Below are 2358 nucleotides of genomic sequence, written 5' to 3' on the forward strand. Positions count from 1 at the left end.
AAAATGTGGTTGCAGGTTTTGGGGCTGCTTCGCAACCCATCGGGGATGAATCCCCTCACCACAGGAGTGGGTTTCAGATTGAGGGCAGGTTTCAAAAGCGCGTGCTCCCTTCAATTGGCACGGCTTTTATTGTGGCGCGTGGGCCTGCGGTAGGCGCCACCGCCGGCACGCCCTGTGCCGCCGTCGGCAACTGTGGCGCCTGCATGTCCGGCATTGCCCAGCTGCGTTCCGGCTGCAAACCGCCCTGGGCGCGGCGCATGAAGTCGTAGCGATTGAGGGTGATGCTGCGCCCCGCTTCGCTGTCGCGAATGATGTACGGGCGCAGGAACACCATCAGGTTGGTCTTGGTGATCGCCCGACGTTCGTTGCGAAACAGCGCGCCGATCCCCGGCAAGCTGCCCAACCACGGCACCGCGTCATTGCTCTGGCTGTAACCGTCCTGCAGCAACCCGCCGAGCACCATGATCTGCCCGTCATCAAGCAGAATGCTGGTATCAATCGCGCGTTTGTTGGTGACAATCCCCGCTGACGCCGCACTGTTCGAGGCGCGCTCGTCGATGCTGCTGACCTCCTGATAGATATCGAGCTTCACCGTACCGCCCTCGGAAATCTGCGGGCGCACGTTGAGCTTCAGACCCACCTCTTCTCGGGTCACCGTCTGGAACGGGTTGTTGCTGGTGCCCCCGCCGCCAGTCACGTAACTGCCGCTGACAAACGGAATGGTCTGGCCGACAAAAATACTCGCCGCTTCGTTGTCCAGCGTCAGCAGGTTCGGCGTCGACAGAACGTTGGTGCCGCCCTTGCTCTTCAACGCCCGGGCCAGCACTTTCAGGTCAAGGATCTTGCCGATGCCAGGGATATCGACGGTGCCGTTGACGTAGCCCAGGTTCAAACCCTGCGGCAACACGTCGATGCTGGTCTTGCCGTTGACGTTGATGCCGGAACCACCCAGATTCGCCCCACCGATCACGCCGTTACCGCCGAGGTTGCCGGTCTGCCACTGCACTCCAAACTCACTGGCATCGTCCTCGCCGACTTCGACGATCAGGCTTTCGATCACCACTTGCGCGCGGCGCTGGTCAAGCAGATCGATGACTTCACGCAAGTTGCGATACAACGGCTCCGGCGCAGCAATCAGCAAGGTGTTGGTGGTGGCGTCGGCCTGAATGGTCACGCCGCCGGCACTGAACGCCACGTTCTGTTCGCTGTTCTGCGACCCGCCGCTACCGGTTGCGCTGCCACCGCTGCCACTACTGCCCTGCGCGTAACTGCCGCCCGTGCTGCCGCTGCTGTTAGTCGATGTTGAGCCGCTGCTTTGCGTACTACTCTGACCATTCTGCCCAGCGCTGCCACCGGTGCTGCTACCCATCGCACTGAGCACCGAACGCGCACTGTCACTGGTGCCACTGTCACTCTCGCCCGTGAGCAAACCACGCAACGCCTGCGCCAGTTTCGCCGCCTGCGCATTACGCAGATAAACCACATGCAGATTGCTCGGATTGCTCTGCGCATTATCCAGTTTGTAGATCAGATTACGCGCCAGCTCGGTACGCTCCGGGCTGCCGGCACGAATGATGATGGTATTGGAACGCGGATCACCAATCACCGCAATTTTCTGCGTCGGATCATTGCCCGGCGCATCCAGCAAATCCGCCACCATCGGCGCAATGTCAGCAGCGATGCCGTTCTGGATCTGCACCACATCCGTGTCAATCGCACTCGGCGAATCAATGCTCGCAATCAACTGCGCAACGCGGGTCAGGTTCTCGGCGTAATCGGTGATAACGATGGTGTTGTTGCCCGGATAGGCGTTGATCGGGTTGTTCGGCGAAACAATCGGCCGCAGCACCGGAATCAGGTTCACCGCGTTCTCATATTGCAGACGAAACGTGCGGGTGAGCATGCCGTTACCCGATGGTTTGTCTGCACTGTAAATCGGCCCACCCAACAGTTTCGCATCCGCCTCCGGCACCACCTGCGCCACGCCGCCAACATCGACCACACTAAAACCCTGCATGCGCAACGCCGCCAACAACATGTCGTAAGCCTGCCGCGCCGGCACCTGACCTTCCGACACCAGCGTCAACGTGCCCTTCACCCGAGGGTCGACCAAAAACTGCTGCCCGGTCGACCGCGACAACGCCCGCACCACCGCTTGAATATCCGCGTCGACAAAATTCAGCGTCACCGGTTGATCGCCCAAAGGATTGCTCGGCAACGCAATGCCCGAAGACGCCGCCGCCCCACTGCGCGCACTTTTGGATATGTTGTGCAATTGCTTCGGCGCCGGTCGCGCCTGCGCCTGCGCACGTTCGCGGTCAAGCACCGCGTCGCCGCTGCGCTGGGTGTTGGCCAGCG

Annotated in this window: 1 protein-coding gene; it reads right to left on the bottom strand. The window is 61.2% G+C overall.

Features of this window, described 5'->3' with window-relative positions; genetic code table 11:
- Window positions 1-91: 91 nt before the first annotated feature.
- On the bottom strand, window positions 92-2358 hold a 2267-nt coding region (gene gspD / locus EJA70_RS18990), incomplete at its 5' end, for a type II secretion system secretin GspD (RefSeq protein WP_158832719.1).

Origin of the sequence: Pseudomonas sp. PB103, assembly GCF_009764635.1 — a bacterium.
Lineage (GTDB): Bacteria > Pseudomonadota > Gammaproteobacteria > Pseudomonadales > Pseudomonadaceae > Aquipseudomonas.